The sequence below is a fragment of the Novosphingobium naphthalenivorans NBRC 102051 genome, from assembly GCF_001590985.1.
Taxonomy (GTDB): domain Bacteria; phylum Pseudomonadota; class Alphaproteobacteria; order Sphingomonadales; family Sphingomonadaceae; genus Novosphingobium; species Novosphingobium naphthalenivorans.
Genome location: NZ_BCTX01000056.1, coordinates 12,417 through 36,108 on the forward strand (window position 1 = coordinate 12,417; position 23,692 = coordinate 36,108).

Annotated in this window: 34 protein-coding genes; 30 read left to right on the forward strand and 4 right to left on the reverse strand. The window is 63.7% G+C overall.

Translation table 11 applies throughout. The features are described 5' to 3' along the window. The first annotated feature begins 170 nt into the window (after positions 1–170). The 4 genes from NN5_RS16925 to NN5_RS16940 all read left to right on the forward strand — a co-directional run bounded on the left by NN5_RS16925 (position 171) and on the right by NN5_RS16940 (position 4,766). Positions 171–1,580 carry a methyl-accepting chemotaxis protein gene (locus NN5_RS16925; protein ID WP_217998683.1) on the forward strand — a complete coding sequence of 470 codons (1,410 nt, stop codon included), beginning with the start codon at positions 171–173 and terminating at the stop codon, positions 1,578–1,580. Positions 1,581–1,603: 23 nt separating this feature from the next. Further along, positions 1,604–2,023 carry a CZB domain-containing protein gene (locus tag NN5_RS16930; RefSeq protein WP_067735936.1) on the forward strand — a complete coding sequence of 140 codons (420 nt, stop codon included), beginning with the start codon at positions 1,604–1,606 and terminating at the stop codon, positions 2,021–2,023. A gap of 75 nt (positions 2,024–2,098) precedes the next feature. Continuing rightward, positions 2,099–3,715, forward strand: a complete 1,617-nt coding sequence (locus NN5_RS16935) for an MBL fold metallo-hydrolase RNA specificity domain-containing protein (protein ID WP_067735939.1) — start codon at positions 2,099–2,101, stop codon at positions 3,713–3,715. A 454-nt stretch (positions 3,716–4,169) separates the two neighbouring features. Next, entirely contained in the window at positions 4,170–4,766 is a 597-nt protein-coding gene (locus NN5_RS16940; protein WP_067735942.1) for a response regulator transcription factor, read from the forward strand. A gap of 23 nt (positions 4,767–4,789) precedes the next feature. On the opposite strand, the gene NN5_RS16945 is transcribed toward NN5_RS16940, so the two are convergent. The 3 genes from NN5_RS16945 to NN5_RS16955 all read right to left on the reverse strand — a co-directional run bounded on the left by NN5_RS16945 (position 4,790) and on the right by NN5_RS16955 (position 6,400). Next, the gene (locus tag NN5_RS16945; protein WP_157081187.1) at positions 4,790–5,563 is read right to left on the reverse strand and encodes a helix-turn-helix domain-containing protein; all 774 of its coding nucleotides are present in this window, start codon (positions 5,561–5,563) and stop codon (positions 4,790–4,792) included. Between the two features lie 3 nt (positions 5,564–5,566). Continuing rightward, complete coding sequence (locus NN5_RS16950; RefSeq protein WP_067735948.1) at positions 5,567–5,884, reverse strand: hypothetical protein; 318 nt, start codon at positions 5,882–5,884, stop codon at positions 5,567–5,569. A gap of 126 nt (positions 5,885–6,010) precedes the next feature. Then, complete coding sequence (locus tag NN5_RS16955) at positions 6,011–6,400, reverse strand: endonuclease domain-containing protein (protein WP_067735951.1); 390 nt, start codon at positions 6,398–6,400, stop codon at positions 6,011–6,013. Positions 6,401–7,122: 722 nt separating this feature from the next. Between NN5_RS16955 and rpsL the strand changes: the two genes are divergently transcribed. From rpsL to tuf, 4 genes are all read left to right on the forward strand, one after another. After that, positions 7,123–7,494 (forward strand): 30S ribosomal protein S12, encoded by a 372-nt coding sequence (rpsL, locus tag NN5_RS16960; RefSeq protein WP_007011879.1) that lies wholly within the window; start codon positions 7,123–7,125, stop codon positions 7,492–7,494. Between the two features lie 90 nt (positions 7,495–7,584). Continuing rightward, positions 7,585–8,055 (forward strand): 30S ribosomal protein S7, encoded by a 471-nt coding sequence (rpsG, locus tag NN5_RS16965; protein WP_067735954.1) that lies wholly within the window; start codon positions 7,585–7,587, stop codon positions 8,053–8,055. Positions 8,056–8,168: 113 nt separating this feature from the next. Further along, complete coding sequence (gene fusA, locus NN5_RS16970) at positions 8,169–10,262, forward strand: elongation factor G (RefSeq protein WP_067735957.1); 2,094 nt, start codon at positions 8,169–8,171, stop codon at positions 10,260–10,262. A 92-nt stretch (positions 10,263–10,354) separates the two neighbouring features. Then, complete coding sequence (gene tuf, locus NN5_RS16975) at positions 10,355–11,545, forward strand: elongation factor Tu (RefSeq protein WP_067735960.1); 1,191 nt, start codon at positions 10,355–10,357, stop codon at positions 11,543–11,545. Positions 11,546–11,648: 103 nt separating this feature from the next. Here the strand turns inward: tuf and NN5_RS16980 are convergent, their stop codons facing one another. Further along, on the reverse strand, positions 11,649–12,182 hold the full coding sequence (locus NN5_RS16980; protein ID WP_067735962.1) for a hypothetical protein: 534 nt from the start codon (positions 12,180–12,182) through the stop codon (positions 11,649–11,651). A 107-nt stretch (positions 12,183–12,289) separates the two neighbouring features. Between NN5_RS16980 and NN5_RS16985 the strand changes: the two genes are divergently transcribed. The 22 genes from NN5_RS16985 to NN5_RS17090 all read left to right on the forward strand — a co-directional run bounded on the left by NN5_RS16985 (position 12,290) and on the right by NN5_RS17090 (position 23,579). Continuing rightward, the gene (locus NN5_RS16985; RefSeq protein WP_067735965.1) at positions 12,290–12,637 is read left to right on the forward strand and encodes a hypothetical protein; all 348 of its coding nucleotides are present in this window, start codon (positions 12,290–12,292) and stop codon (positions 12,635–12,637) included. A 226-nt stretch (positions 12,638–12,863) separates the two neighbouring features. Further along, positions 12,864–13,175 (forward strand): 30S ribosomal protein S10, encoded by a 312-nt coding sequence (gene rpsJ / locus NN5_RS16990; protein ID WP_007011873.1) that lies wholly within the window; start codon positions 12,864–12,866, stop codon positions 13,173–13,175. 353 nt (positions 13,176–13,528) lie between these two features. Next, positions 13,529–14,287 carry a 50S ribosomal protein L3 gene (rplC, locus tag NN5_RS16995; protein WP_067735973.1) on the forward strand — a complete coding sequence of 253 codons (759 nt, stop codon included), beginning with the start codon at positions 13,529–13,531 and terminating at the stop codon, positions 14,285–14,287. A gap of 3 nt (positions 14,288–14,290) precedes the next feature. Continuing rightward, the gene (rplD, locus tag NN5_RS17000) at positions 14,291–14,914 is read left to right on the forward strand and encodes a 50S ribosomal protein L4 (RefSeq protein ID WP_067735976.1); all 624 of its coding nucleotides are present in this window, start codon (positions 14,291–14,293) and stop codon (positions 14,912–14,914) included. Continuing rightward, a complete protein-coding gene (locus tag NN5_RS17005; protein ID WP_067735980.1) occupies positions 14,907–15,221 on the forward strand; it encodes a 50S ribosomal protein L23 in 315 nt (104 codons plus the stop codon). The genes rplD and NN5_RS17005 overlap by 8 nt, the downstream gene beginning before the upstream one ends. Before the next feature lie 6 nt (positions 15,222–15,227). After that, a complete protein-coding gene (gene rplB, locus NN5_RS17010; protein ID WP_067735983.1) occupies positions 15,228–16,064 on the forward strand; it encodes a 50S ribosomal protein L2 in 837 nt (278 codons plus the stop codon). A gap of 6 nt (positions 16,065–16,070) precedes the next feature. Continuing rightward, entirely contained in the window at positions 16,071–16,349 is a 279-nt protein-coding gene (gene rpsS / locus NN5_RS17015; RefSeq protein WP_067735985.1) for a 30S ribosomal protein S19, read from the forward strand. Beyond that, positions 16,349–16,726, forward strand: a complete 378-nt coding sequence (gene rplV, locus NN5_RS17020; RefSeq protein WP_067735987.1) for a 50S ribosomal protein L22 — start codon at positions 16,349–16,351, stop codon at positions 16,724–16,726. The genes rpsS and rplV overlap by 1 nt, the downstream gene beginning before the upstream one ends. A gap of 3 nt (positions 16,727–16,729) precedes the next feature. Further along, complete coding sequence (gene rpsC, locus NN5_RS17025; protein ID WP_067735990.1) at positions 16,730–17,425, forward strand: 30S ribosomal protein S3; 696 nt, start codon at positions 16,730–16,732, stop codon at positions 17,423–17,425. 22 nt (positions 17,426–17,447) lie between these two features. After that, positions 17,448–17,879, forward strand: coding sequence for a 50S ribosomal protein L16 (gene rplP, locus NN5_RS17030; protein WP_067735993.1), 432 nt, complete (start codon positions 17,448–17,450; stop codon positions 17,877–17,879). 2 nt (positions 17,880–17,881) lie between these two features. Next, the gene (gene rpmC / locus NN5_RS17035) at positions 17,882–18,085 is read left to right on the forward strand and encodes a 50S ribosomal protein L29 (protein ID WP_067735996.1); all 204 of its coding nucleotides are present in this window, start codon (positions 17,882–17,884) and stop codon (positions 18,083–18,085) included. A gap of 12 nt (positions 18,086–18,097) precedes the next feature. After that, complete coding sequence (gene rpsQ, locus NN5_RS17040; protein ID WP_007011863.1) at positions 18,098–18,385, forward strand: 30S ribosomal protein S17; 288 nt, start codon at positions 18,098–18,100, stop codon at positions 18,383–18,385. Between the two features lie 91 nt (positions 18,386–18,476). Continuing rightward, positions 18,477–18,845, forward strand: coding sequence for a 50S ribosomal protein L14 (rplN, locus tag NN5_RS17045; protein WP_067735999.1), 369 nt, complete (start codon positions 18,477–18,479; stop codon positions 18,843–18,845). Beyond that, positions 18,845–19,162, forward strand: a complete 318-nt coding sequence (gene rplX, locus NN5_RS17050) for a 50S ribosomal protein L24 (RefSeq protein WP_067736002.1) — start codon at positions 18,845–18,847, stop codon at positions 19,160–19,162. The genes rplN and rplX overlap by 1 nt, the downstream gene beginning before the upstream one ends. Then, positions 19,155–19,736, forward strand: coding sequence for a 50S ribosomal protein L5 (rplE, locus tag NN5_RS17055; protein WP_067736005.1), 582 nt, complete (start codon positions 19,155–19,157; stop codon positions 19,734–19,736). The genes rplX and rplE overlap by 8 nt, the downstream gene beginning before the upstream one ends. A 26-nt stretch (positions 19,737–19,762) precedes the next feature. Continuing rightward, positions 19,763–20,068, forward strand: a complete 306-nt coding sequence (rpsN, locus tag NN5_RS17060; protein ID WP_067736008.1) for a 30S ribosomal protein S14 — start codon at positions 19,763–19,765, stop codon at positions 20,066–20,068. A 14-nt stretch (positions 20,069–20,082) separates the two neighbouring features. Further along, positions 20,083–20,478: a 30S ribosomal protein S8 gene (gene rpsH, locus NN5_RS17065; RefSeq protein WP_067736011.1), complete on the forward strand. Its 396-nt coding sequence runs from the start codon at positions 20,083–20,085 to the stop codon at positions 20,476–20,478. Continuing rightward, complete coding sequence (rplF, locus tag NN5_RS17070) at positions 20,478–21,011, forward strand: 50S ribosomal protein L6 (RefSeq protein ID WP_067736014.1); 534 nt, start codon at positions 20,478–20,480, stop codon at positions 21,009–21,011. The genes rpsH and rplF overlap by 1 nt, the downstream gene beginning before the upstream one ends. After that, a complete protein-coding gene (rplR, locus tag NN5_RS17075; RefSeq protein WP_067736017.1) occupies positions 21,011–21,349 on the forward strand; it encodes a 50S ribosomal protein L18 in 339 nt (112 codons plus the stop codon). Before rplF ends, rplR begins: the two co-directional genes overlap by 1 nt. A gap of 2 nt (positions 21,350–21,351) precedes the next feature. Next, positions 21,352–22,056 carry a 30S ribosomal protein S5 gene (gene rpsE, locus NN5_RS17080; protein WP_084385012.1) on the forward strand — a complete coding sequence of 235 codons (705 nt, stop codon included), beginning with the start codon at positions 21,352–21,354 and terminating at the stop codon, positions 22,054–22,056. 6 nt (positions 22,057–22,062) lie between these two features. Then, positions 22,063–22,239, forward strand: coding sequence for a 50S ribosomal protein L30 (gene rpmD / locus NN5_RS17085; protein ID WP_067736020.1), 177 nt, complete (start codon positions 22,063–22,065; stop codon positions 22,237–22,239). Positions 22,240–22,388: 149 nt separating this feature from the next. After that, the gene (locus NN5_RS17090; RefSeq protein WP_067736032.1) at positions 22,389–23,579 is read left to right on the forward strand and encodes an ankyrin repeat domain-containing protein; all 1,191 of its coding nucleotides are present in this window, start codon (positions 22,389–22,391) and stop codon (positions 23,577–23,579) included. Positions 23,580–23,692 lie beyond the last annotated feature (113 nt).

The window sequence follows — 23,692 nt, forward strand, 5'->3', positions numbered from 1 at the left end:
CGTTTTGCTGGACAATATCCTGACCGACCCATGAATTGTCCGCCAATACTGCGGGTCTATGTTGCGATGAAAATACCGGGGGGAAGAATAAGAAAATACACTCCTAGGGAAGGGTTGTAATGAACGGGCGCAAGCGGAAGATACAGATCCGAAAGCATATTCCGCTTTCCATGATCATGATTGCGGCGGGAGTGGCTGTCGCTGCCGGTGTCGAGATTCCGGCCTACAAGGATATTGTCCGGACCATCGGCGGTGAAGCCGCTCTCCATGCGGGAGGCTGGGTCGAGAAGCTGACCGGGCAGGTGCGCGATGCGCTGATCCTGGCCAATGCGCTTTTCCTGGCCTTCGTGGCGGCGATGGTCGTTTTCGTGTTCTATCCGCTGTCCCGGCTGTCCCGCGCGACCCATGCCTTCGCGCGCGGCAGCCTCACGCCGCTGCCCCGGCTGCTCCTTGCAGGAGGCGAGATCATCCGGTTTCGCGATGATCTTGCCGTTCTGCGGGAAACCTTGAGCGAACGCGAAGAGATGGAGGAAAAGGAGCGCTGGTCGGAAATCGAACGCTACGACCGATGGGCAGAGCAGCACTTCGTCGTCATGAGCCTTGCCGGTGGGCTGAAAGCGCTGTCCGACGGCGATCTGACCCGCTTGCTCGACGTGCAGTTCCCCGAGACTTTCGAGGATCTGCGCGAAGATTACAACGCCACCGTCGACAACCTGAACGAGCTGATCGGCGCCGTGGCGCACAACGGGATCGAAATCCGCTCCCGCACCGACGAGATCAGCGCCTCGTCCAACGATCTCTCGCTCCGGACCGAGAACCAGGCGGCGACGCTTGAGGAAACGGCCGCAGCACTCAATGTGCTGACGGCCAGCGTGAAGTCTGCCGCGGACAGCGCCATGCAGGTCGAAAACGTGGTGCGCCAGGCGCGGGGTCACGCGGAACTGAGCGGTGATATCGTGAAGCAGGCGGTTGGCGCCATGTCCGAAATCAAGCGATCGTCCGACGAGATTTCGACGATCATCGGCGTGATCGATGGCATTGCCTTCCAGACCAATCTCCTGGCTTTGAATGCGGGCGTCGAGGCCGCGCGCGCCGGCGAGGCGGGCCGCGGTTTCGCAGTCGTTGCGTCGGAAGTGCGGGCCCTGGCACAGCGCTGCTCGGAGGCGGCGAAGGCGATCAACGGACTGATAAAGACGAGTTCGGAGCAAGTGGGCGCCGGCGTGCATCTGGTCAATCGCACCGGGGAATCGCTGACGGACATCGTCGATCGCGTCGGCCAGATTACCGAGCTTGTGAGCGGGATCGCCACTGGCGCGCAGCAGCAGTCGCTGGGTCTTGATGAGATCAATTCCGGCGTGAACCAGATCGATCGCGTAACCCAGCAGAACGCGGCCATGGCCGAGGAAGCGACGGCCGCCACCACGACGCTGAAGCATCGGACCGAGCAGCTCGAACGCATGATCTCGCAATTCCATCTCAGGGAGCAGCCGGGGACGGCGAACGTGTTTCTGTTCCGGACCGACCGGTCTTCTGAGGCCGTCCGCGGCGTGTGGTGCGAATTCCGCGCCACGGGAACCTGAGCGAAGAGAGGAGGGACTGCTTCGTGAATGCAGATGAAGACATGATCGCCCAGATCACGGGCGCGCAGCACAAGCACCTCAAATGGAAGGTCCGGTTGATGACGGCGATTGCCCAGGGGCAGGCGGACGTCACGCCGGAAGAGGCCGCCTGCGACAGGAGTTGCGACTTCGGCAAGTGGTTCCACGGCCCGTCCATGGGGGGCGATGTCCAGAAAACCGAGGCCTGGAAGACCATCAATGACATCCATGCCGCGTTTCACAAGAGTGCGGCCCAGGTCCTGCGGCTGGCACTGACGGGACAGGCCGACGATGCCAGGACGCTCATCTCCGGCGATTACGGAGACAAGACCGACCGGATGCTCAAGGCGCTCAGCCTGTGGAAGCTGGAACTGAAGTCGAAGAGCGGGGGGATGCTGGACAGGGCAGGAACGAACCTGCGCTAGTCCGGTTCTCTGCCCGACTGCCCGAATTTGATCTAACCCCTTGTTGCTAGGGCAATGTGGTTCCATGGTCGCGCCATGACCCAGCCCCTCACTCTGACGTTCAACGGTGCCGCGCGGACGGTGACCGGTTCGTGCCACGAATTCGTCCTCGGCAAGACGCGCGTACTTGTCGACTGCGGGATGTTCCAGGGATCGCGCACGCTCGAAGGGCTCAATGCCAGCCCGTTCAGCTTCAATCCGCGCCATGTCGACGCGGTGGTGCTGACGCACGCGCATATCGACCATTCGGGGCTGCTGCCGCGCCTCGCTGCCGAAGGGTTCAGCGGGCCGATCTGGTGCACGCAGCCGACCGCCGACCTGCTCGAATACATGCTGGCCGATTCCGGACGCATCCACGAGGCGGACACCGCCCGGCGCAACCGCCGCCGCGACCGTGCGGGCGAAGAGCCGTTCCAGCCGCTCTATACCGAGGCCGATGCCATGGCTGCCTGGGGCATGTGCCGTCCGGTGGCGCTGGAGGAATGGTTCGAACCGGCTCCGGGCTTCCGCGTGCGGCTGTGGAATGCGGGCCATATCCTCGGCTCGGCTTCGGCGGAGATCGAGGCGGGCGGCACGCGCGTCATGTGTTCGGGCGATATCGGGCCGGACAACAAGGCGTTTCATCCCGATCCCGAAGGCCCCTCGGGCTTCGATCATGTCCTTTGCGAAAGCACTTATGGCGACCGCCGCCGCGAGCGGGTGACGATCGAGGCGCGGCGCAAGGTGCTGGAGGCGGAAATCCGTGGCGCACTCGAACGCGGGGGCAATCTCATCATTCCCAGCTTCGCGCTGGAGCGCACGCAGGAACTGCTGCTCGACATCGTCGAGCTGCTGCGGGCCAAGGCGATCCCGCCGGTGCCGGTGTTCATCGACTCCCCGCTCGCCAGCCATGCGACCGACGTGTTCAAGCGCCATGCCGCCGAGCTGGAAGACCTGCACGGCTCGTGCGTGTTCGAGCATCCGCAGCTGCATTTCGTGGACAGCGTGGAGGAATCGATCCGGCTCAATTCGGTGAAGGGCGCGATCATCCTTGCCGCCTCCGGCATGTGCGAGGGCGGGCGCATCCGCCACCACCTGATCCACAATCTCTACCGCCGCGAGGCGACCGTGCTGTTCGTCGGCTATCAGGCCGCAGGCACGCTGGGGCGGGTGATCCTCGACGGCGCGCAGCGGGTGCGCATTTCGGGGCAGGACGTGCATGTGCGCGCGGCGATCCGGCGGATCGATTCCTATTCGGCCCATGCCGACCAGAGCGAACTGCTCGACTGGGTCGCGGCGCGTGCGCCGATCCATGGCAGCCTGTTCCTCGTCCACGGCGAGGACAGCGGGCTGGAGACGATGCGCCAGCTTGCGCAGACCCGCGCGCCCGATGCCACCATGGTGGTGCCGTCGATCGGCGAGACCTGGGAACTGCCGGCCGGCGCGCCGGCGCGGCGCACGAAGACGGGGCGCGAGGATATCGCCGAAAACCTCGGGCACGACTGGCAGAACGCCTATGCCTCCTTCGTCACTGGACTCAGGCGCGATCTTGCGCGGATCGAGGACGAGAAGGCGCGCGAAGAGGCGCTGGCGCAGATGCGCAAGGTGCTCGACAGTTATGCCAAGCACCGGGACGGGCGGCGCCGGCACGCGCCGGAGAAGACCCCCCGCTAGCGATGAGGCGCGGTGCGGCAAGGGCCTGTACCGCGCGATGCTTTGGTAAACGCCTCCGCCGCTTCCGCGGTCCGATCCGTGCCGGGTACTGTCGAAAGTTAACCTTTATCATAACCGGGCTAATTTCCCGCAAGGCTTGCGGCGCGCCCGCCGGGCCGGAACGGAATGTGTCATCACCACCTCTGCGCCGGACCTGTACGGGCTGCGAAAGGGGCGGGGAACAGCCTCGATTCGCGACCTTGATTCGCGTACCGGGGGGTACGAAAATCAAGGATTTCAGCGGTTTTTTACCATTTCCGGCAGGCTCTCCGGAAAATAATGAGCCATGCTGCATCGCAAAATTTCAAACGATTGCAATGCGCTCCCGGAGATAGTTCCGTTTTGGATGCAAAATACCCTCAGATGGACTGACTTAGGGATTAATCCGGACCGCAATCCCCCGTACTGTCAGGATATGGAACACTATCGCACCATCGCACTGATCGAGAACGACTACCAGAAGCGGGCGAAGATCACTAACGCCCTGTTTGCCGGGGGTTTTCATGTCGAACCGTTTGAGGAGATCGAGGAATTCATCTCCGAGAGCAAGACCAGCTACATCGTTCTGATAAGCGACGAGGGCAGCAATCTCGACAAGCTGCTGAACCTGATAAACGGCCAGGCTCAGTGGTTTCCGATTATCCCTTACGCGGAAGAAGCATCGCTTAACTCTATTGTCTCCGCGATGCTCAAGGGGGCGATCGGCTACATTGACCGGCTGCCCGATCTGCAGGGCGTGATGGACGTCATCAGCTCGAACAAGGCCGAGCGCCAGAAGCTGATGGAAAACGGCCGCCTGCGGGCTGAGGCGCGCGCCAAGCTGGTGTTGCTCACCAAGCGTGAGCGCGAAGTGCTCAAGTGCATGGCCGAGGGCATGTCGAACAAGATCATCGGGATGAAGCTGGGGATCAGCCCCCGTACGGTCGAAATCCACCGCGCCAACATGATTACCAAGCTCGAAACGGATTCGACCAACGAGGCGCTGCGCCTCGCCGCCTACGCGGATATCTGATGCGGCATTAACGGCGTACCGGCTCAGATCGGATCCTGTCTCCTGATCCTGATCTGGGCCATCGCGTCGTCCAGGATGGCTTCCCTGGCATCGTCGTACCCGGCGGTGCCGGGGCCGGACCGCGCCCCGGCTGTAGAAGCGTTTCTCTTGCGTTCCATCATGGCGAAGCAGCGCTCATAGAAAATCCGCATCATGGCCTTGAGCGCGCGATCGGTCAGCTGCACGTAGACGCGCCGGGAGTCGGTCTTGTCCCGGTAGCGGTGCACCAGATCTTCCTTTTCCAGCAAGGCGATCCAGCGCAGCGCCGTCGTCTGCGGCGCTTGTGAGCCGATGCAGACGCTGGTCGTCTGCATCCGGGTATTGCGCAGCTCGCCAATGAAGAGATCCAGCATGATGTCCCAGGTCGGCTCTCCGAACAGTTGCGGCGAGCCGAAGACCTTTTCCCGCATCCGCCGCATATTGTACGTCTCAAGCGCGGTTTCCAGCCAGTCTTCCGGCGTGGGGGCAAGGGGGCGCAACTCCGGATCTCCGCTGGCATCGTCACGGATCGTGACGCGGGAAATGAGTTCGTTGAGTTCCCCGGCGAGATCGCGGATTCTCTGGCTCGGCATGGTGATGATCTCCCACGTCAAGGGGCGTCGAGCCCTCTGTTCCTCTCCCGGAGCATCCTTCCGCGCTTTGGGGCGGGAACGATAACCCGGATGGTTGGCCTGCGCACGGGGAAAGTCAACCGTGTGAATGTTATGTAATGTGCCCGGTAAGTCGCTGGTGTTGAGCTGCTTTTTGCCTTGAGGCATCCTTCACCGCCGGTGCTCCGGGTGGTTGCACTGCACCATTTCCCGCATGGCGAAAGCGCTTCGGGAAGCGGCTGGAGGCGGGGCTTCAATCGTCTTCGTGCGGGGCCTCTGCGTGACGATCTCGGTGGCCGCGAGCGGGACAATGAACGCGCGCTGCCTCTCCGGCGTGATCGAATTGCGGCGCGGCGCCGTGTGGAGATAGGGCGCGAACCCCGGCAGCGGATCGTCCGCGTCCGGCGGCTCGTCGAAGAACGCGGTGCGCGAAGTGCGGCGGGAAGGGCAGATAGAAGACGAGCGCGGCGGCGCGCCCGCCGCAGGCAAGGGCGTCCCTTCATTTCCCCTCGCGTGGACGGGAGGGGAGTATCAGTGCCAAACAGCTACGTTGCGGAAGAACACGAGTACGCCCTCCCGCCTGCGGGAGGGCCGCGAGGCTTGGCGGCTTGCTGCCTAGCCGCAGCGGGGTGGGCCGTCTCTGACGCCGCTTGTGCAGCGCAACCGCTCGATCTCTTCCCGAACCAAAGCCACAACGCCTTCCAACTCCCGGAACACCGTCTCGTTGGTAAAACGCAGCACGTGATAGCCATGCTCAAGCATCCACCGGTCGCGCGCTGCGTCATAGCTGCTACGCATCTCGTGCGAGTGCCCGTCGAGTTCGATGACCAGTGCCAGCTCACGGCAGAGAAAGTCGGCAAAGTAGGGCCCCACCGGGATTTGCCGGCTGAACTTCGCGCCCAATTGCGAGCGGGCGAGGTGGCGCCAGAGCAGCCGCTCCGCTGGCGTGGCTTCGTTGCGCAACTGCCTGGCACGGCTGGTGTTGCGGGGCTTGAATGCGGGCATTGGGGGAGGGTGGTGGTTGCAGGGTAGAGCTGCGAGTTAAAACTTGGATAGGCCCTGCTGATAGGGTCAAGACGGCCCACCCCGCTGCGACTAGCTTCGCCTTCGGCTCAGGCAAGTCTCGCGGCCCTCCCGCAGGCGGGAGGGCGTACTCCCGTTCTCGCGAAACGCTGCTGCAAGGCACGGAGTCCCCCCTCCCGCTCGCGGGAGGGGGCGGAGGCACGTGACTCCGATCACGGGTGGGCCAACTCCACCCCGTCCCAAACCCGCCGAAATCCTTGACCCCATCCCCTCAATCGCCTAAGGGCGCCCATCTTCTGCGGGCTTGCTCGCAGGAACAGACATAGAGCTGAACATTGCCATGTCAGCATTTCCGGGCCTTTTCCTTGTCTTAGGGCAAGGTGAGCGCTCAGCGGGCAGCCGTTCCGATTCGGGTAGGGCTGCTTTCGGAACTGCGGTGGCAAAGTAATCCGGTGGCATCGAAGCCGGGTGGAGTGTTTTCGGCTCACGCAAGTGAGGTTGCGCTATGCCTCTCGCGATCCCGGCCTTTGCCGGGATGACGAGGGCAGCCTTTCTCCTTCCGCGTGACCCTCTCACTCTTCCCTCTTTCGAAACGCGCCGGGCCCGCATGACCCGGGGTGCGACGGGTCCGTCCCGTGGCTTGCGGTTCTCGCCCACGGTACGGGCCGGATCCATCGCACTCCCATTTTGAAAGAAGAGTATAGATGCCCACTATCAACCAGCTGGTCCGCAAGGGCCGCGAGCCGCAGAAGGCCAAGTCGAAGGTCCCGGCGATGGAGCAGAACCCGCAGAAGCGCGGCGTCTGCACCCGCGTCTACACCACGACCCCGAAGAAGCCGAACTCGGCTCTCCGCAAGGTCGCCAAGGTGCGCCTCACCAACAGCCGCGAAGTCATCTCGTACATTCCCGGCGAAGGCCACAACCTGCAGGAGCACTCGGTCGTGCTCATCCGCGGCGGCCGTGTGCGCGACCTTCCCGGCGTGCGCTACCACATCCTGCGCGGCGTGCTCGACACGCAGGGCGTCAAGGACCGCAAGCAGTCCCGCTCGAAGTACGGCGCCAAGCGTCCGAAGTGATCGGTTGGCGGCGTGAAAGCGCCGCACGATGAGAGATTGACCGGCCGGTGACGCTCTGGCTCCCGGCCGCAAGAACAAGGAATACAAGCGATGTCACGTCGTCGTCGTCCCGAGAAGCGGGAAATCCTGCCTGATCCGAAGTTCGGTGATCAGGTCCTGTCGAAGTTCATGAACAACCTCATGCTCGACGGTAAGAAGTCGGTTGCCGAAAGCATCGTTTACGGTGCGCTCGACACGATGGAAGCCCGCGCCAAGGCCGATCCGGTCCAGCTGTTCCACGATGCCCTGAACAACGTGAAGCCGCAGATCGAGGTCCGCAGCCGCCGCGTCGGTGGTGCGACCTACCAGGTTCCGGTCGAAGTCCGTCCGGAGCGCGCCCAGGCTCTCGCCATCCGCTGGCTGATCACCGCCGCGCGCAACCGTCCCGAGACCACCATGGCCGCCCGCCTCTCGGGCGAGCTGATGGATGCCGCCAACAACCGCGGCAACGCCGTGAAGAAGCGCGAAGACACGCACCGCATGGCGGACGCCAACCGCGCCTTCTCGCACTACCGCTGGTAAGACGCCTCGTGGGGCCCGCATGGCACGTCATGCGGGCGTCACACTTTCAATTCAGGGGGCAGGGGCTTATCTGAGCCCCGGTTCCTCCCAAACTCCTGCTAAGGATTTTCACCATGGCACGCAGCCATCCGATCGAACGCTACCGCAACATCGGCATCATGGCGCACATCGACGCCGGCAAGACCACCACGACCGAACGTATCCTCTACTACACCGGCAAGTCCTACAAGATCGGCGAAGTGCACGACGGCGCCGCCACCATGGACTGGATGGAGCAGGAGCAGGAACGCGGCATCACCATCACTTCGGCCGCCACGACCACCTTCTGGCAGGCTGAAGACGGTCAGGGCCCCGAGCACCGCATCAACATCATCGACACCCCGGGACACGTCGACTTCACCATTGAAGTCGAGCGCTCGCTGCGCGTCCTCGACGGCGCGGTCGCGGTGTTCGACGGCGTGGCCGGCGTGGAGCCGCAGTCCGAAACCGTGTGGCGTCAGGCTGACAAGTACGGCGTTCCCCGCATGTGCTTCATCAACAAGCTCGACCGCACCGGCGCCGACTTCTACTACTGCGTCCAGTCGATCATCGACCGCCTCGGCGCGGTGCCGCTGGTGATGTACCTGCCGATCGGCGCCGAGAGCGATCTCAAGGGCGTTGTCGACCTCGTCAACAACCGCGGCATCGTCTGGCAGGACGAAAGCCTCGGCGCGAAGTTCGACTATGTCGAGATCCCGGCGGACATGGCCGACAAGGCTGCCGAATACCGCGAGAAGCTGCTCGAACTCGTCGTCGAACAGGACGATGATGTCATGGAGCAGTACCTCGAAGGCAACGAACCCGACGTCGCGACGATCAAGAAGCTGATCCGCAAGGGCACGATGGAGCGCGCGTTCGTTCCCGTCACCTGCGGTTCGGCGTTCAAGAACAAGGGCGTGCAGCCCCTGCTCGACGCGGTTGTCGACTACATGCCGAGCCCGCTCGACGTTCCGGCGATCACGGGCATCAACCCCGACACGGAAGTCGAGGAAGAGCGTCCGTCAGACGACACCGCGCCTTTCGCCGCGCTTGCGTTCAAGATCATGAACGACCCCTTCGTCGGCTCGCTCACCTTCTGCCGCATCTACTCCGGCACGCTGTCCAAGGGTTCGTACCTGAACTCGGTGAAGGACAAGAAGGAGAAGGTCGGCCGCATGTTGCTGATGCACTCCAACAACCGTGAAGACATCGATGTTGCCTATGCCGGCGATATCGTTGCGGTCGCGGGCCTCAAGGAGACGACCACCGGTGACACGCTGTGCGCCGAGAAGTCGCCGATCATCCTGGAGCGCATGGAATTCCCCGAGCCGGTTATCGAGCTGTCGGTGGAACCGAAGACCAAGGCCGACCAGGAAAAGATGGGCATCGCCCTCTCGCGCCTGGCTGCCGAGGACCCCTCGTTCCGCGTCTCGACCGACCATGAATCGGGCCAGACCATCATCAAGGGCATGGGCGAACTTCACCTCGACATCATCGTCGACCGTATGCGCCGCGAGTTCAAGGTCGAAGCCAACGTCGGTGCGCCGCAGGTGGCTTACCGCGAATACCTCGCGCGTCCGGTCGAACTGGTTTACACCCACAAGAAGCAGTCGGGCGGTTCGGGCCAGTTCGGTGAAGTCAAGGTCAAGCTCACCCCGGGTGAACGCGGCGCCGGCATCAACTTCATCGACTCGGTGAAGGGCGGCAACATCCCCCGCGAATACATCCCGTCGGTCGAGAAGGGCATGCGCGAGACCGCCGACACCGGCGCGCTTATCGGCTTCCCGATCGTCGACTTCGACATCGAGCTGCTCGACGGTAAGTACCACGACGTTGACTCGTCGGCTCTGGCCTTCGAAATCGCCGGCCGTGGTGCGATGCGCGAAGGCGCGCAGAAGGCCGGCATCAAGATCCTCGAACCGATCATGAAGGTCGAGGTCGTGACTCCGGAAGAGTTCATGGGCGACGTGATCGGCGACCTCAACTCCCGCCGTGGTCAGATCCAGGGCACCGACAGCCGCGGCAATGCCCAGGTCGTCGAGGCCAACGTGCCGCTCGCGAACATGTTCGGCTACGTCAATCAGCTGCGCTCGTTCACCCAGGGCCGCGCGCAGTACTCCATGCAGTTCAGCCACTACGACGAGGTCCCGGCCAACGTCGCGGCGGAAGTGAAGGAGAAGCTTGCCTGAGGGCAAGAATGGTTCTAGGGGCGGCGCCTGATTCAGCGGGCGCTGCCTTATTTCCCGCAGATTCAATTTCAGTACGAAAGAAGGTTTGAAAGATGGCGAAGGCAAAATTCGAGCGGAACAAGCCGCACTGCAATATCGGCACCATCGGTCACGTCGACCACGGTAAGACGACCCTGACGGCTGCCATCACCAAGGTCATGGCCGAAGTCAACGGCGGTGAAGCGGTCGACTTCGCCAACATCGACAAGGCTCCCGAAGAGCGCGAGCGCGGCATCACCATCTCGACCGCCCACGTCGAGTACGAGACCGCTGCCCGTCACTACGCGCACGTCGACTGCCCGGGTCACGCCGACTACGTGAAGAACATGATCACCGGTGCGGCCCAGATGGACGGCGCCATCCTCGTGGTGAACGCTGCTGACGGCCCGATGCCGCAGACCCGTGAGCACATCCTGCTCGCCCGTCAGGTCGGCGTGCCGGCTCTGGTCGTGTACATGAACAAGGTCGACCAGGTCGACGACGAAGAACTGCTTGAGCTCGTCGAGCTCGAAGTTCGCGAACTGCTGTCGTCGTACGACTTCCCGGGCGACGATATTCCGATCATCAAGGGTTCGGCTCTGGCCGCTCTCGAAGGCCGCGACGACGAAATCGGCAAGAACTCGATCATCGCGCTGATGGACGCTGTCGACGAGTACATCCCGCAGCCGCCGCGTCCGACCGACAAGCCGTTCCTGATGCCGGTCGAAGACGTGTTCTCGATCTCGGGCCGTGGTACGGTTGTGACCGGCCGCGTCGAAACCGGCATCATCAAGGTCGGTGAAGAAGTCGAAGTCGTCGGTATCCGCGACACCCAGAAGACCACCGTCACCGGCGTCGAAATGTTCCGCAAGCTGCTCGACCAGGGTGAAGCCGGCGACAACATCGGCGCGCTGGTTCGTGGTCTGAAGCGCGACGACGTGGAGCGTGGCCAGGTTCTCGCCAAGCCGGGCACCGTGACCCCGCACACCGAGTTCGACGCCGAAGTCTACGTGCTGTCGAAGGACGAAGGTGGCCGTCACACGCCGTTCTTCGCCAACTACCGCCCGCAGTTCTACTTCCGCACCACCGACGTGACCGGTGAAGTGATCCTCCCCGAGGGCACCGAGATGGTCATGCCGGGCGACAACGTTGCCCTGTCGGTCAAGCTGATCGCCCCGATCGCCATGGACGAAGGCCTCCGCTTCGCTATCCGCGAAGGCGGCCGCACCGTCGGCTCGGGCGTTGTCTCGAAGATCACGAAGTAATTCGCTGATCCTCGGATAACCGAGACAGAAAAAGGCCCGGTCTCCGCAAGGAGGCCGGGCTTTTTCGTTGTGGCCATGGGGGCAGCTGCGTGCGGTGCGAGTTTCAGGGCGCGCGCATGAGTCCTTGCGCGATCTTCCATGCATCGGACCCTTCGGGCGCTTCGGGAATGGTGCTGAGGTCGATGTAGTAGACCGGCGGTGGCGCGCGGCCGAACCGGATCGTGATGCAGGGGCCCAGGCATCCCGGCAGTCCGCTGACGTCCGGAGGATGGAGCGCGCCGTCGCGCGTGCTTTCGGCGACGGACTTGGATGGGGGAACGCGCTGGTTGGTGCCGTCGCCGCCATGCGAACATGCGACGATCGTGCCGGCATGGCCGCCATTGCTCTGATTGGCGGCGGCGCGGCAGGCTTTGTCTTCGCGCTCGGGGATGGTGATGTGAGCAGTCAAGACAGGCGTTCCGTCATCGGGAATGCTGTCAGCCGGGATGTCGTCTTCGGGATAGTCGGGGCCGAGGTCGATCGGCACTGCCTTGTCGAGGAAAGGGTAAGGGGCCTCGGTCGCAGCGGCGGGGCTCGCCACTACCAAGGTAAGGGCGAGAGCGGCGCTGGCGCCGGATAGTGTCTTGAAGAGGGGCATGGGGGGGGGAATCGCGTCAGTGTGGTGTCGCAGGCCCAACATAGGAAGCGGCGGGGCCGGAGGGAAGGGGCTGGCGTCTGGTGCTCTCCACGGTTAGGGCAGGGGCCATGGCACGCAAGTATTCCAAGCATGGCCCGCGCGAGGACATTTTCGAGGATGAGGACGCGCCCGAGGCCCCACCGCCGCCGGACTGCTGGCTCTGCGGGCGGCCCTGCGGCGAGACGGTGATCTGGCACCATCCGGTCCCCAAGAGCCGGGGCGGGCGCGATACCGTGCCGATGCACCCGATCTGCCAGAACATGCTGATCACCACTTTCACCAATTCGGAGCTGCAACGCTACGGGCTGGACGCGGATCTCCTGAAGCTTGATCCGCGGATCGAGAAGTTCCTGGGCTGGGTCGCCAACAAGGATCCGGATTTCAACGCGGCGCTGGGCAAGAAGAAGCAAAGGTAGTCCCCCGCGATTTGCGGGCATCGCGGGATAGGGGCTTCAGAATCGTGCGTGCCAACGCGCACCTGAATCATTTCCTTACGCGCAGGGATGGGGGTGCCGGGACCCCGCAGAATTCCGAAATTTTTCCCGCAATCAGGCCTTGCGCGAATCCCGATCGGGGTGTAGGGGCGCGCTTCGAATTGATCGGGGCGCAAGCCCTTTGGCTCTTTCTCATCGGTAGTAGGTAATGGAAGCTCAGAACATCCGCATTCGCCTCAAGGCGTTTGACCATCGCGTACTCGACCAGGCCACTGGCGAAATCGCTGACACCGCCCGCCGCACCGGCGCGCTCATTCGGGGCCCCATTCCGCTGCCGACGAAGATCGAGAAGTTCACGGTGAACCGCGGTCCGCACATCGACAAGAAGTCGCGTGAGCAGTTCGAGGTTCGCACCTACAAGCGTCTGCTCGACATCGTGCAGCCGAACGCCGCCACCGTCGATGCGCTGATGAAGCTCGACCTGGCCGCTGGCGTGAACGTTGAGATCAAGCTGGCCTGAGCCAGTTAAGGGGCTGCCTTTGGTGGCCCCAAGGTCCTTTCCAGGCGGACCCTAAATCGCCGGAACGACATTCGGACCTTCGGGTCCAACACCTTGTCGGCCCTTGCGGCCGGCTTTGCGGGGAGAAACCCGCAGAGACAGAGCCCCCCAAGGGAAACCGGCGGGGACACAAGGGATACCTCCGGCGCCGCCTTCGGGCCAAGCGCCGGGAATGCGTCCCCCGTCTCGCTTCCGCGGTCCTGCGTGCAGGGCTTGCAGGGGGCACCCAGCCCGGACGGGGTATGCATCACAAATTGGGTTGGACACGCCTGTTCGGGATGGGCCCGGGCAGGCCTCTGTAAGGAGTAAAGGTCATGCGTACCGGCGTGATCGCCAAGAAAGTCGGGATGACCCGACTGTTCCAGGAAGACGGACGGCACGTGCCGGTTACCGTCTTGGCCCTGGAAGACTGCCAGGTGGTTTCGGTCCGCACCGCCGATCGTGACGGTTACGTCGCGGTTCAGCTCGGTGCCGGCGAAGCCAAGCAGAAGAACGTTGCCAAGCCGCAGCGCGAGCACTTCGCCAAGGCCGAAGTGCCGCTGAAGATGCGCGTTGCCGAGTTCCGCGTCGCTGACGATGCGCTGCTCGATGTCGGCTCGACCATTGCCGCCTCGCACTTCGTGCCGGGCCAGCTCGTCGACGTTGCCGGCCACACTCAGGGTAAGGGTTTCCAGGGCGCCATGAAGCGTTGGGGCTTCGGCGGTCTGCGCGCTACCCACGGTGTGTCGCTCTCGCACCGTTCGCACGGTTCGACGGGTAACCGTCAGGACCCGGGCAAGGTGTTCAAGAACAAGAAGATGGCCGGCCACATGGGCGACCGTCAGCGCACCCAGCAGAACCTCGAAGTCGTCCGCGTTGACGACGAGCGTGGCCTGATCTTCGTCAAGGGCTCGGTCCCGGGCGCGAAGAATGCCTGGCTCACGGTTTCGGACGCCGTCAAGGTCGCCCGTCACGCTGAGGCTCCCTATCCCGCCGGCCTGAAGACGGCCGCCAACAGCAATGACTCGGCTGCTGCCGACACCCCCGCGGAAGATACCGCGGCTGTCGAAGCGACCGAAGGCCAGGAGGGCTAAGTCGTGAAGGTACAGGTCCTCAATATCGACGGTTCGGCCGCTAGCGGCGACATCGAGCTGTCGGATGACGTGTTCGGCCTTGAGCCGCGCGCGGACATCCTGCACCGCGTTGTCACCTGGCAGCTGGAAAACCGCCGCGGCATCGCCCGCGCCACCCGCGAGCGTTCGGACGTTGCGCGCACCGGCAAGAAGTGGGGCCGCCAGAAGGGCGGCGGCACGGCTCGTCACGGTGACCGTGCGGCTCCGGTCTTCATCGGCGGTGGTAAGGCTCACGGTGCTCGCCGCCGCGAGTTCAACGTCTCGCTGAACAAGAAGGTTCGCGCTCTCGGCCTCAAGATGGCTCTTTCGGCCAAGGCCCAGAACGGCCTCGTCATCGTCGACTCGCTCGACGTCGACGGCAAGACCAAGGCGCTCGCCGGTCAGCTCGCCAAGGCGAACTTCGGCAAGAAGGTGCTGGTGATCGACGGCGAAGCGGTGAACGACAACTTCGCGCGTGCCGCCCGCAACATCGTCGGCGTCAACGTGCTGCCTGCCATGGGCGCCAACGTCTATGACATCCTGAAGCATGATACGCTGGTGCTGACGCGCGCCGCGGTCGAGAAGCTGGAGGCGCGTTTCAATGGCTAAGACCCAGGAAGTGGATATCCGTCACTTCGACGTGATCCTTGCCCCCCACATCACTGAAAAGTCGACGCTGCTCTCCGAGAACAACGCCGTCGTTTTCAAGGTGGCTGACAAGGCAACCAAGCCCGAGATCAAGGCGGCCGTCGAGGCGCTGTTCGGCGTCAAGGTTACTGGCGTCAACACCCTGGTCACCAAGGGCAAGACCAAGCGCTGGCGCGGTAAGGAATACCGCCGCAGCGACGTGAAGAAGGCGATCGTCACGCTGGCCGAAGGCCAGTCGATTGACGTGACCGAAGGCGTGCGGGGTTAAGGCACCATGGCACTGAAGAACTACAACCCGACCAGCCCCGCCCGTCGCGGCCTGGTCCTCGTCGACAAGTCGGCGCTGTGGAAGGGCAAGCCGGTCAAGGCGCTTACCGAAGGTAAGACCAAGACCGGTGGCCGTAACAACAAGGGCCATGTCACTTCGCGCGGCATCGCCGGCGGCCACAAGCAGAAGTACCGCTTCATCGACTTCAAGCGTCGCAAGTGGGACATGGAAGCCACTGTCGAGCGGATCGAGTACGACCCGAACCGCACGGCGTTCATCGCGCTGGTGAAGTACACCGACGGTGAGCTGGCCTACATCATCGCGCCGCAGCGTCTGGCCGAAGGTGACGTGATCGTCGCCGGCGAAAAGACCGACGTGAAGCCGGGCAACGCGATGCTGCTGTCGCAGATGCCGGTCGGCACGATCTGCCACAACGTCGAGATGAAGCCGGGCAAGGGCGGTCAGATCGCCCGTTCGGCCGGCACTTACGTGCAGGTCGTCGGCCGTGACCGGGGCATGGTCATCGTCCGCCTGAACTCGGGCGAGCAGCGCTACCTGCGTGGCGACTGCATGGGCACCGTTGGCGCCGTGTCGAACCCCGACAACGCCAACCAGACCCTCGCCAAGGCTGGCCGCAAGCGCTGGCTGGGCCGTCGCCCGCTGACCCGCGGTGTCGCCAAGAACCCGGTCGACCACCCGCACGGTGGTGGTGAAGGCCGTACTTCGGGCGGTCGTCACCCGGTTACCCCGTGGGGCAAGCCGACCAAGGGTGCCCGTACTCGCAACAACAAGCAGACGGACAAGATGATCATCCGTTCGCGCCACGCCAAGAAGAAGAGGTAAGACACGATGGCACGTTCCGTCTGGAAAGGCCCCTTCGTCGACCTGTACCTTCTCAAGAAGGCCGAGGTCGCGCAGGATGCCGGCACCAAGGCTGGCCCGATCAAGACCTGGTCGCGTCGCTCCACCATCCTTCCGCAGTTCGTTGGTCTGACGTTCAACGTCTACAACGGGCACAAGTTCATCCCGGTCTCGGTCAACGAGGACATGGTCGGCCACAAGCTCGGTGAATTCGCGCCCACGCGCTCGTTCCCCGGCCACGCCGCCGACAAGAAGGGCAAGCGCTAATGAGCAAGCAGGCAGCACCCCGCCGCGTCGGCGAGAAGGAAGCTCTTGCGGTCGGCACCACCATTCGTGGTTCCGCCCAGAAGCTCAATCTCGTCGCCGGCCTGATCCGCGGCAAGCGGGCCGAGGACGCGATGAACATCCTGGCTTTCTCGAAGAAGGCCATGGCTGTGGAAGCGCGCAAGATTCTCGCATCGGCGATCGCCAATGCCGAGAACAACCACAACCTCGACGTCGACGCGCTCGTCGTTGCCGAGGCGTCGGTCGGCAAGTCGATCACCATGAAGCGTTTCCACGCTCGTGGCCGCGGCAAGTCCACCCGGATCCTCAAGCCCTTCTCGCGGCTGCGGATCGTCGTTCGCGAAGTCGAGGAGGCCTGATCCATGGGTCACAAGAGCAATCCGATCGGTCTGCGCCTGCAGATCAACCGTACCTGGGACAGCCGCTGGTTCGCGGAAGGCCGGGACTACGGCAAGCTGCTTGAGGAAGACCTCAAGATCCGCAAGTTCATCATCGAGACCCTGCCGCAGGCGGCGATCTCGAAGGTGGTGATCGAGCGTCCCGCCAAGCTGTGCCGCGTGTCGATCTATGCCGCCCGTCCGGGTGTCATCATCGGCAAGAAGGGCGCTGACATCGAGAAGCTGCGCAAGCAGCTTGCGACGATGACTTCGAGCGAAGTGAAGCTGAACATCGTCGAGATCCGCAAGCCGGAAATCGACGCCAAGCTCGTCGCTCAGGGCATTGCCGACCAGCTGGTCCGCCGCGTGGCGTTCCGCCGGGCGATGAAGCGCGCGATGCAGTCCGCGATGCGTCTGGGCGCCGAAGGCGTCAAGATCATGTGCGGCGGCCGCCTCGGCGGTGCCGAAATCGCCCGCGTCGAGCAGTACCGCGAAGGCCGCGTGCCGCTGCACACGCTGCGTGCGAACATCGACTATGCCGAAGCCGAGGCGCTGACCGCCTATGGCATCATCGGCATCAAGGTCTGGGTCTTCAAGGGTGAGATCCTGGGCCACGACCCGACGGCGCAGGACCGGCTGATGATGGAGGCTCAGACCTCCGGCGTCCGCCCGGCGCGCTGAGGCATAGGATAGAGTAAGCACCATGCTGCAACCGAAAAAGACCAAGTTCCGCAAGGCCTTCAAGGGCCGGATCAAGGGCGACGCCAAGGGTGGCACCGACCTGAACTTCGGTTCCTACGGCCTCAAGGCCCTGGAGCCCGAGCGGATCACCGCCCGCCAGATCGAAGCGGCCCGCCGCGCGATCACGCGTCACATCAAGCGCCAGGGTCGTCTCTGGATCCGCGTCTTCCCGGACGTGCCGGTTTCGAAGAAGCCTGCCGAAGTCCGTCAGGGTAAGGGCAAGGGTTCGGTGGAATACTGGGCGGCCCGCGTGAAGCCCGGCCGCATCCTGTTCGAGCTGGACGGCGTTGCCGGTCCGCTCGCCGCCGAGGCTTTCAGCCGCGCTGCGATGAAGCTGCCGATCAAGACCAAGGTCGTTGCCCGTCTCGGCGACACCTCGCACCTGGAGGGTTAATCATGGCCGCCAAGATCGAAGACCTGCGCGCCAAGACCGACGACCAGCTGACCGCTGATCTCGCCGACCTCAAGCGCGAACAGTTCAACCTGCGTTTCCAGGCTGCTACGAGCCAGCTCGAAGCCCCGGCGCGCATCAAGCAAGTCCGTCGCGACATCGCCCGCATCAAGACGCTCCAGGCTGAGCGTGCTGCGGCGAAGGCGTAAGGAGGAAACACGATGCCCAAGCGTATTCTGATCGGGACCGTCGTTTCCGACAAGACCGACAAGACCGTGACCGTGCTCGTCGAGCGTAAGGTGAAGCACCCCCTTTACGGGAAGATCATCCGCCGCTCGAAGAAGTACCACGCCCACGACGAGGACAATGCCTACCGCACCGGTGAGCGCGTCCGCATCGAGGAGACCAAGCCGATCTCCAAGACCAAGTCGTGGAAGGTGCTGGATCGCCTGGCGGCGAGCAAGGGCACTGCGGTAGAGGCGAACCTCGACGTCGAGGCCGCCAACTAATCCTTCGACAAGCTCAGGACGAGCGGGTTGAAGTAGTGTTTTGGAACTGCCGGACTGGTTCCGGCAAGCCAGTTGAGAAGGAACCGGATCGATGATCCAGATGCAATCCAATCTCGACGTCGCGGACAACAGCGGCGCAAAGCGCGTCCAGTGCATCAAGGTGCTGGGTGGCTCTAAGCGTCGTTTCGCCGGCGTCGGCGACATCATCGTGGTGTCGGTCAAGGAGGCGCAGCCCCGCGCTCGCGTCAAGAAGGGCGACGTTCACCGTGCGGTGATCGTGCGCACCAAGAAGGACGTGCGCCGTCCCGATGGCAGCGTGATCCGCTTTGACAGCAACGCTGCTGTTCTCGTGAACAAGAACGAGGAGCCGATCGGCACCCGTATCTTTGGCCCCGTCGTGCGCGAGCTGCGCGGCCGTGGCTTCATGAAGATCATCTCGCTTGCTCCGGAGGTGCTGTGATGGCTGCTGCGAAGATCAAGAAGGGTGACTCGGTCGTCGTCCTGTCCGGCAAGGACAAGGGCCGCACCGGTACTGTCCTCCAGGTCCTTCCCAAGGATGGCAAGGTCGTGGTCGAGGGCGTGAACGTCGCCACCAAGCACCGCAAGCCGACGCAGATGAACCCGCAGGGTGGCATCGAGCGTACGCCTGCGCCGATGGCGATCAGCAAGGTCGCGGTTGCCGACAAGGACGGCAAGCCGACCCGCGTTCGCTTCGAAGTCAAGGACGGCAAGAAGGTCCGCGTGGCCGTGAAGTCCGGGGAGACCATCGATGGCTGATACCTACACTCCGCGTCTGCGTACCAAGTACGACGCCGAAATCGCGAAGGCGATGACCGAGAAGTTCGGCTACAAGAACGTGATGGAAGTTCCGAAGATCGAGAAGATCACGCTCAACATGGGCGTGGGCGAGGCGAGCCAGGACAAGAAGAAGGTCACGACCGCCGCTGCCGAGATGGAAGCCATCGCTGGCCAGAAGCCGGTGATCACCAAGGCCCGCAAGTCGATCGCGCAGTTCAAGCTGCGTGAAGGCATGCCGATCGGCTGCAAGGTGACGCTGCGCCGCGAGCGCATGTACGAATTCCTCGATCGCCTCATCACGATCGCGATGCCCCGCATCCGCGACTTCCGTGGCCTGAACCCCAAGTCGTTCGACGGCCGCGGCAACTACGCGATGGGTCTCAAGGAGCAGATCATCTTCCCGGAGATCAGCTACGACAAGATCGAGAAGGTGCGTGGCATGGACATCATCGTCACCACCACCGCCAAGACCGACGAGGAAGCGCGCGAGCTGCTCCGTCTGTTCGGTTTCCCGTTCCCGGCTGAAGAGTCGGAACAGAAGGAGGCGGCGTGAGCCGCCGCTAGAGAGAGCTTAAGTCCATGGCGAAACTGAGTTCCGTTAACAAGAACGAGCGTCGTAAGAAGCTCGTCAAGAAGTATGCAGGCAAGTACGCGCGCCTCAAGGCGATCGCTGACGATGAATCGCTCGATGAAACCGAGCGCCTCATTGCCCGCCTCAAGCTGGCCGAGATCCCGCGCAACGGCAATCCGACCCGGATTCGCAATCGCTGCGCCACGACCGGCCGTCCGCGCGGTTACTACCGCAAGTTCGGCCTCTGCCGCGTCGAGCTGCGTGATCTTGCCAACAAGGGCATGATCCCCGGCGTGACCAAGTCGAGCTGGTAAGGGAATAGACGAAGATGGCTATGACCGATCCCCTGGGTGATATGCTCACCCGCATTCGCAACGGCCAGCGCGCCAAGAAGGACTCCGTCCTGTCGCCGGCCTCCAAGCTTCGTGCCCGCGTGCTCGAAGTGCTCCAGCGCGAAGGCTACATTCGTGGCTACAGCGAAGATGCCACCGGCGCTCACCCGCAGCTGCGCATCGAGCTGAAGTATTTCGAAGGCGAGCCCGCGATCAAGCACGTGCAGCGCGTCTCCAAGCCGGGCCGCCGCGTCTACTCGGGTTCGAAGGAACTCCCGGTTGTGCGCAATGGCCTTGGCATCACCATCGTCTCGACGCCCAAGGGCGTGCTTTCCGACGCGGAAGCCCGTTCGCAGAACGTCGGCGGCGAAGTGCTGGCGGAGGTGTTCTGATGAGCCGCATCGGTAAAAGGCCGGTTGCGATCCCCGGCGGTGTTACCGCCGCGATCGACAACGGCGTCCTCTCGGTGAAGGGTCCCAAGGGCACTCTCACCATGGGCCTTTCGGACCTCGTGACCTATTCGGTCGAAGAAGGTTCGATCGCCGTGCAGCCCGTGAACCAGACCAAGGCTGCCCGCAGCCACTGGGGCATGCAGCGCACGCTGGTCTCCAACCTGATCGAAGGCGTTACCAACGGCTTCTCGAAGGTTCTCGAGATCAAGGGCGTTGGCTACCGTGCCGCCGCGCAGGGCAAGACCCTGAAGCTGCAGCTCGGCTACTCGCACGACGTGGACATCGACGTGCCGGAAGGCATCGAGATCAAGACCCCGGATAACACCACGGTCGAGATCTCCGGTATCGACAAGCAGAAGGTCGGCCAGATTGCGGCCGAGATCCGTCGCTGGCGCAAGCCCGAACCCTACAAGGGCAAGGGTATCAAGTACCGCGGCGAGTTCATCTTCCGCAAGGAAGGGAAGAAGAAGTAATGGCCAAGCTTTCCCTTTTCGAACGCCGCCGCCGGCGCGTCCGTACCGCTCTTCGCGCCCGTTCGGGCGACCGTCCGCGTCTGTCGGTGCATCGCACCGGCCGTCACATCTATGCGCAGATCATCGACGATGCGCAGGGCCGCACCGTGGCCGCCGCCAATACCCTTGGCGGCAAGGGCACGGATGTCGACGCTGCCACTCGCGTGGGCAAGGAGCTCGCCGAGGCTGCCAAGAAGGCGGGCGTCACTTCTGTCGTGTTCGATCGCGGCGGTTTCCTGTTCCATGGCCGCGTCAAGGCGCTGGCCGAAGCCGCCCGTGAAGGCGGGCTGGAGTTCTGATCATGGCAGACGAAAACACCATCGAACAGCCGATCGCGGCTGATGCCCCGCAGGGCGAAGCCAACGAAGGCGGCCGTGGCCGTCGTGGCCGTGGCGAACGCGGTGAGCGTGGCGGCCGTGGCCGTGGCGATCGCGGCGACCGCCGTGGCCGCCGCGAGGACGAGGAACAGGGTGAAGAGCTGATCGAAAAGCTCGTTCACATCAACCGCGTCTCCAAGACCGTCAAGGGCGGTAAGCGCTTCGGTTTCGCCGCTCTGGTCGTCGTCGGTGACGGCAAGGGCCGCGTTGGCTTCGGTCACGCCAAGGCTCGCGAAGTGCCCGAGGCGATCACCAAGGCGACCGCTTCGGCCAAGAAGAAGATGATCCGCGTCGCGCTGAAGGAGGGCCGTACCCTCCATCACGACGGCAAGGGCCACTTCGGCGCCGGCCGCGTCAATGTCCGTACGGCGCCTGCCGGTACGGGCATCATCGCCGGCGGTCCGATGCGCGCCGTGTTCGAGAGCCTGGGCGTCCATGACGTCGTGACCAAGTCGGTCGGCACCTCGAACCCGTACAACATGATCCGCGCCACGTTCGACGCGCTGACCAACCAGACTTCGCCGAAGTCGGTGGCCCAGCGTCGCGGCAAGAAGGTTGCTGACCTTCTCGGCCGCGGTGGCGCCAGCGAGGTGGAGGCCGAGGCCGCCGCCGAAGCTATCGTGGAGTAATCGACCATGGCCAAGATCAAGATCAAGCAGATCGGTTCGCCGATCCGTCGTCCCGAGAACCAGAAGAAGATCCTTATCGGTCTGGGCCTCGGCAAGATGCACCGCGTCGTGGAGCTGGAAGACACCGCCGAAGTGCGCGGTGCCATCGCCAAGCTGCCGCACATGGTGGCTATCGTCGACTGAGCCTTTCGGCATCGGTACGAAATCAGGAAGGCCCCGGTGGAAACGCCGGGGCCTTTCGTTTTGAGGGTGGTCTGTTGTGCCGCCCCTCTTTCCCCGGCGCGCGGCTGTGCTATTCGCGCAGGCCCGGTCATTCCACTCTGGAGCAGGTCTTGAAGGTCAAGGGATTCGCCATCGGCGCCGTGTGTCTTGCGTCCGTAGCGGCCGCCGGCTGCACGCCTGGCGAGACGCAGTCCGATGTCATGGCGGACGGCGCTTCGGTCGCCCAATGCGGTGATCTGCGGGCGAACACCGAACGGCTTGCGGAGATGCGCCGGTCCGACGTGGATCTGCTCAAGGCGCTTCGCGGGTCGGAGCCCGATCCGGTCGCGGAAGCGAAGAAGGCGCTCGATGCCGGGGATTACCGGCTCGCCGCAGCGACGACGCCCGACGGGATCACCACAGAGCTCTACGGTGCGCAATGCCGCGTGCTGGGCGGGTTGAAGTCCTGGACCGTGCGGGCATTGACGTATGTTCCGGACGAGGCCGCGGCGATGGGCAAGGGGCCTGACGACAAGGTCACAGACTTCGGGCGGCGCTACAATGCCGCGGTGCTGTCCGATCCGCGCTATCCCTATGCAGACGTGTGCCGCGAGTTGGACCGGGCTGGGACGAAACCCGATTTTTCCGACGCAGGGGAAAAGGGCATCGAACTGCCTTACGGCTTTGCCGAACTGGGGCCGGCGCGCATGGCCTATGGCCTGGGCGCGGCGGCGCGGCGCGGTTCGGTCTATGACGTCAATGTGCTGATCAGCCGGGACAAGAAGGACGTGAATGCGCCCGATATGTTCGGTATGACGCCGCTGGCCTGGGCGATCGCCTATCACCGCTGGCCTGCGGCCGAAGCGCTGCTGCGCGCCAAGGCCAACCCGACCGGGGCTTCATGCCAGACGGCGATCGACCGCGAATCGCCGCTACAGGTGGCGCGGATCATGCGCTGGTCGGGCATGATCCGGCGTTTGCGCCCGCTGGTGACCGAGGATGAGTTTGCCAGCTTGCGCCAGAAGCCGCGTTGGGATGATACCAGCTTGTCCGAGCTCAATCATGCGCTCGGCGAGCTCAAGGACCGCTACGACAAGGTGTTGAGCCAGCGGCCGTTCTCACGTCACGACGTGCTGTTCGATATCGATGCGAAGGGGAACTCGACGTCCTGCCGCATGGATCCGGGCTCGAACTCGCCCGAGTTCGACAAGGAACTGTGCGACCTTGCCATCGACATCGTGCATTGGGCACCGGCCCGCGACGCGTTCGGCACGCCGGTGCCGGAAAGCGCCAAGCTGGTGGTGGGCATCGGCGGGACCTAGAGTGATTTCGAGGCAGGTGGAATCACCTGCCGGCTTGGAAATCACGGCAAACAAAGAACTTCCCAGGGCCGGTCTGGTTCAATCTGAACTGGATCGGCTCTAGGGCCAATCGA